General features: G+C 42.6%; 6 protein-coding genes. 4 read left to right on the top strand and 2 right to left on the bottom strand.

What is annotated here, in order from left to right:
- Positions 1-175: 175 nt before the first annotated feature.
- The gene (locus I8U17_RS17680) at positions 176-688 is read right to left on the bottom strand and encodes an HPP family protein (protein ID WP_198059952.1); all 513 of its coding nucleotides are present in this window, start codon (positions 686-688) and stop codon (positions 176-178) included.
- Positions 689-796: 108 nt separating this feature from the next.
- Here I8U17_RS17680 and I8U17_RS17675 point away from each other — a divergent pair, with 108 nt between their 5' ends.
- Together I8U17_RS17675 and I8U17_RS18505 are read left to right on the top strand one after the other, a co-directional pair.
- Positions 797-1,390 carry a TetR/AcrR family transcriptional regulator gene (locus I8U17_RS17675; protein ID WP_198059951.1) on the top strand — a complete coding sequence of 198 codons (594 nt, stop codon included), beginning with the start codon at positions 797-799 and terminating at the stop codon, positions 1,388-1,390.
- A gap of 157 nt (positions 1,391-1,547) precedes the next feature.
- A complete protein-coding gene (locus I8U17_RS18505; RefSeq protein WP_370589290.1) occupies positions 1,548-1,706 on the top strand; it encodes a tyrosine-type recombinase/integrase in 159 nt (52 codons plus the stop codon).
- A 695-nt stretch (positions 1,707-2,401) separates the two neighbouring features.
- Here I8U17_RS18505 and I8U17_RS17665 read toward each other — a convergent pair.
- Entirely contained in the window at positions 2,402-3,382 is a 981-nt protein-coding gene (locus tag I8U17_RS17665; protein ID WP_198059950.1) for a site-specific integrase, read from the bottom strand.
- A 138-nt stretch (positions 3,383-3,520) separates the two neighbouring features.
- On the opposite strand from I8U17_RS17665, the gene I8U17_RS17660 reads away from it, so the two are divergent.
- Both I8U17_RS17660 and I8U17_RS17655 read left to right on the top strand, forming a co-directional pair.
- On the top strand, positions 3,521-4,015 hold the full coding sequence (locus I8U17_RS17660) for a hypothetical protein (RefSeq protein ID WP_198059949.1): 495 nt from the start codon (positions 3,521-3,523) through the stop codon (positions 4,013-4,015).
- A 91-nt stretch (positions 4,016-4,106) separates the two neighbouring features.
- Positions 4,107-4,457 carry a hypothetical protein gene (locus I8U17_RS17655; protein WP_198059948.1) on the top strand — a complete coding sequence of 117 codons (351 nt, stop codon included), beginning with the start codon at positions 4,107-4,109 and terminating at the stop codon, positions 4,455-4,457.
- Positions 4,458-4,796: the final 339 nt, after the last annotated feature.

Here is a 4,796-nt window from a genome sequence, read left to right as displayed (position 1 = left end):
CTCAGCAGTCCATTTTCGCCGCCCCATAAAAAACGACCCCTTTCTTGCTTCCTTCCATTATACTTTATCTTTCGTCTGGAAGCGTATGGGGTCATTATAACATTCAAAACCTCCTTGGTCTCATAAACCAACTTTTGAGCCTTAACATGTAAGTGAAAGCGTTATTGGTCTACCCCTACAACCAGAACGAAGGGTACTTGCGTTTACTAGTGAAGTTGTTTACTAGAATCGCCAGCACAACAACCACTACTGAGCCAATGAGTACAGGGCTTATTAGATAGTTCCATGAAAAGTTGCCAAGGATGACAACAATTGGATCAGCTCCAGCAGGGGGATGGGTTGTCTTAGTAAGGACCATCAGAGAAATAGCCAAACCTACTCCAAGTGCAATCACCCATGGGTGATTGCCAAATATCTTCAGACAGAGAATTCCGACTAGAGTAGAAAGAAAATGCCCTCCAATAATGTTACGAGGCTGGGACAGCGGAGCGTCCCAAACAGCGAAAGCTAAAACACAGCTTGCTCCAAATGGAGCCATGAGCCAAGTTATCTTGCTCCATTCTGTAAGATAAGCCAGTGAGAAAATGGTGATGAAACCGCCGATAAACCCAAGGATTACGTTCGTAGGCACCACCTTTAATGGTGTTCTCGCATCTGTTTTTAACTTAGAGATAAACCTCAGATTCATTATGGGGTACCTCCCACTTTTTTGGATATAATATGTATAACGATTGTTATACTTTATAGCTATAATATAGTATAACGACCGTTATACTTCAAGAGGGAGGAAAAGATTTTGGAGGAAAATAATAAGAAAAAGCCAAAGGACCGAATTTTGGAAGCCGCAGAAGATTTATTCTATCGCCAAGGTATTCAAGCAGTAGGGATGGATTTGATTGCAAAAGAGGCAAATGTTGCAATCAAAACACTGTACCGCCATTTTTCATCAAAAGATGAATTGATAAAAGCTTATCTCGAAAAAGTAGATCAGCGTTGGCTAGATTGGATGAAAGATTATGTTCAACGTGCCAGTAATCATCCAAAAAGAAAGTTGCTTGCTGTCTTTGATGCGCTTGATGAGTGGTTTAATCAAGAGGGATTCAGAGGGTGCGCTTTTATTAATGCTGCTGGAGAACTTGGTTTAGATAAAGAAGAGGCTCATCAGATCGCTTGCAACCATAAACTTGCCGTTTCACGAATGATTCGAGATTTAGTAAAAGATTTGGATATGAATGATGAGACATTGGTTCATCAGCTTCAGATGCTTGTAGAAGGTGCGATTGTTCTAGCTTACATAACCAATAACAAGGACTCGGCCAAGACGGCGAAAAAAGCAGCTATCACCCTGATTGAACAAAGTCAAATGATTCAAAAGCAAGGGAACAAGTAGATCCTGTTTCACTCCAAGAATTACTTCGCCACGTAGTGAACCATGTAGCAAAGTTAGGTTTCTTTCACCTTCCTTTTCGAAACAGACGTGCGTTCACATCGGTTTTGGAACGGTGGGTGACGTTTGAAAATCATCCATTAGAAAGAACTTCCAATACATGGTGATCATAAAGACCCTACTGTATACCGGCGTCCACATGAGCGAACTGATCAACATTCAGTTGAGCGACGTGGATTTTCAGCGCTGCCACATCGAAGTTAATCGGGGCAAAGGAAAGAAAGACCGGATCGTACCATTGCATTCAAAGAATTGTTAGCTATGCATACCGATAACACACAGAAAGAGGCGCTATCTAATCATCTTGGAAGAAAATACACCGATCGCGATAGCCAGATAATCCTCAAAAAGTATTCAGAGCTGGTATGACACGATCTATTTCTCCGCATAAGTTACGCCGTTTCCTGTTAACATGGCTCAAAAAGCAAGAGATTGATGATGCGCTTATCCAACCGTATTCTGGACATGAAGGATATTATTGAAACACAGAATATGAACATGAGAGAGTAATCACTGAGTTTCTTTACAAACACGAAATGACTTGAGTGCACTGAGAGGTATCTCAAGTCATTTTTCCATTTACTGGAGAGATGGCCCCAAAATCGGTCTTCGCTCCCTCCACCCCAATTTAAGCCGGGGACATTTCAAAGTATCAGGAGGTGAGTCACGTCCGTTCTGATACAATATATGGTTTTCCCGGCTTCTCTTTTAAGATGGATGCTTAGAATCATAGACATATTTGTTTTGCAAACCGCATCTAAGTCAGGGAAGGAGGACAAAAAATCCAATCAAGGAAAGGGTGTGGGGCAATCCCCTTCTGTCAAATGTCCCGCCTCCTCCTTTCTTGACTTAGGCCAAGGAAAAAACAAAAAGGGAGAGTGGAACTCCCTCCATCGTCCAACTCCTTTCCTTGGCTTATAAATATTTCTGGACTTTCCATGATCGGAGTGGTTTTTATAATCCGATCCCGTCTGTTGCATTGTCAGCGAACACATCTGCGTCTTCGATATATCGACGCATGGTCTGAATGGACTTATGACCGGTTTGCTTCATAATGGCATATTCGCTTTTTCGCATTCTATGAGCAGTAGTAATAAAACCACGACGCAGGCTATGGCCAGCAAATTCTTTAGGATCAAATCCTGCTCGCTTGCTGATTTGCTTAATGATATAAGCGACTCCATCACCAGTGAGACGATCTTTTACATTGCCGTGACGATCTACTCTGCGAAAAAGCGCCCCGGTTGTGATACCAGACTCGTTGATCCATCTTTGGAGAGCCCGGACAGGACAGGTTTGAGGATGTGAGCCAAATTTGATACCTACCTTTCGACCACGGCCTTCCTGGTCCGTTTTGGAACGGCGGATATGTAGAGTCACACCTTCGTGGCTGAATTCAACGTCTTCGACATTAAGTGAAACCAATTCCGAACGGCGGGAACCCGAAGCAAAACCAATCAAAAGCAAAGCGCGGTTCCGGTGGCCAAGTAATGTATCCGGAATAGTTTGGCACATGGCTTTGATGATTTCGATGCCGGCGGCTTTCTTTTGCTTTGGTGCGGTTCCCAACTCCCGGCGAATTCCCTGCCAGGTGGCGCGTACTTTTGCAGTGTGAGTTGGGCTTTCAAACCCTGCCATTTGATGAGCTTGACTGATGGAAGCGATGCGGCGTTGGATGGTAGAGGGTTTATAGCCTTGATCAGCAAGATCGGCAATGTAGTCTGATACGTTTTGCGGATCCGCCGGAATCGGGTTGATGTTGTGTTCTTGGCACCAATCCAAAAAGTGCTGCCAATCCGTCCGATAGGCTTTTCGGGTATTGGCCGATTTGGACGATTCCATATACTTTTTTGCTTTGCCTTCATAAAGTGTCGGAGTCGAATTTTCATTACTGACTATCCCGGTTTTGATAATCGGATTTTGAAATGATTCCATGTTATCACCCGTTTCTAACTTCGGATAACATTATATTATCATAAGTTAGAAAGAGGATAAAATACGAATTTTTGTTCGTGTAAAAATAGCGTGAATTCGCCCTTCGTTTCCAATAAAATGGAGTGGGAGGGGATTATTTTGAATTTGGAAACTAAAATTAAGGTCTTACAAAATTTCGGAAAGATTAAGCTGGAACCGTTGAGACAATGGAAATGTGATGCTTGTGGAGGAATAATTGAAAAGGCTGATAACGGTTTTTTAGAGTGGCTGTGGGTGGATGAAACCAATCAAGAGGGGAATTTTCGAATCGTACATAAATCACGGAAATGTAATTATCGGGAAAATGACCATTTGTATTTATCAAAGGGAATGGGCGTCAAAGATCTGGGATTAGAATATTTTGTTGGGCCTGACGGATTATCGGAACTGATTGGATTTTTAAACGAACGAAACCTTAAAGACGAAACAGAAATTTATGAATTAATTCGTCGTTTACACGTTCCTTATTACGAGCAGGCTCGACAATATTATGATGTTGCAGAGGAAGACGGATTGTTTGATGGTACCGGGGAACAAAGCGCCTATCGTTATTCACAGCGAGTTATTCTAGATATTTTAGATCGGTACGCCTAAGGGGGCAGAGGTAGCGAAGGAGGAATTTGCCGCCAATTGCCCAGGAACGTGCTATGATCAGTATGTACTTTTAACAAAGGGAGTGTACATATTGATTTTCTTGTTCCGCTTTGACAAAGCAAACAACGGATTGGATTTCATCCTAAATCAAGCTATTGCAGAGGATATGTATCCTGACATCCATGAGAAAATGATCCCGTTGGTTGAAGCTACTGGCCAGGCGCTCAATCACTATAAGATGAAAAGCATCCAGAATACGGTCATGCAGTTTATCATTGATGATAACAACGACATGGAAGTCAAACTCAGCCCAGGCTTGGGCCAATACATCGATCCGATCACCAAGCAGGTTATCTTTACGAATGCAAAGAGTATTGCTGATTTGTGCGTTGAAGTCATGAATCGACGAACACTAGAAAGGCGCGAGAAGAGGGGCTCATAGGGCCTCTTTTTTTGATGGCATAAGTAAAGCCCCGGGGGCCGCATCCCCAAGGGCAACCAATCATACGTTCGCAAGTTTTTGCGGCAATATCCATTTTATCACATTTCGATTTTTTCGTTTATACGGCCATTTAAATATCAGGGGGTACCTGGAGTATTCGGAATAATTTTTCGTGGCTCAGAAAGGCTTCTAGACCCCTGTTTTGGGATCATATAAAAGAGCTACCCTACTCGGGTAGCTTGAGATTGATGACAAACCCCCCCCTTTTCTTCGGAAAAGGAATGGGGTTTTGTATATTTCTAGGATATATACAGATAAAGTAAACCTGATGTGACCTAT

Origin of the sequence: Thermoactinomyces sp. CICC 10521, from assembly GCF_016055135.1 — a bacterium.
Lineage (GTDB): Bacteria > Bacillota > Bacilli > Thermoactinomycetales > Thermoactinomycetaceae > Thermoactinomyces_A > Thermoactinomyces_A daqus.
Note: the sequence above shows the minus strand (reverse complement) of the source record. Positions and strands in the feature narration are given on the sequence as shown.

Bases quoted from the DNA above. Each gene is read 5' to 3' on its own strand.
- I8U17_RS17680 (WP_198059952.1), bottom strand. From the start codon at position 688: ATGAATCTGAGGTTTATCTCTAAGTTAAAAACAGATGCGAGAACACCA.
- I8U17_RS17665 (WP_198059950.1), bottom strand. From the start codon at position 3,382: ATGGAATCATTTCAAAATCCGATTATCAAAACCGGGATAGTCAGTAAT.
- I8U17_RS18505 (WP_370589290.1), top strand. From the start codon at position 1,548: ATGGTGATCATAAAGACCCTACTGTATACCGGCGTCCACATGAGCGAA.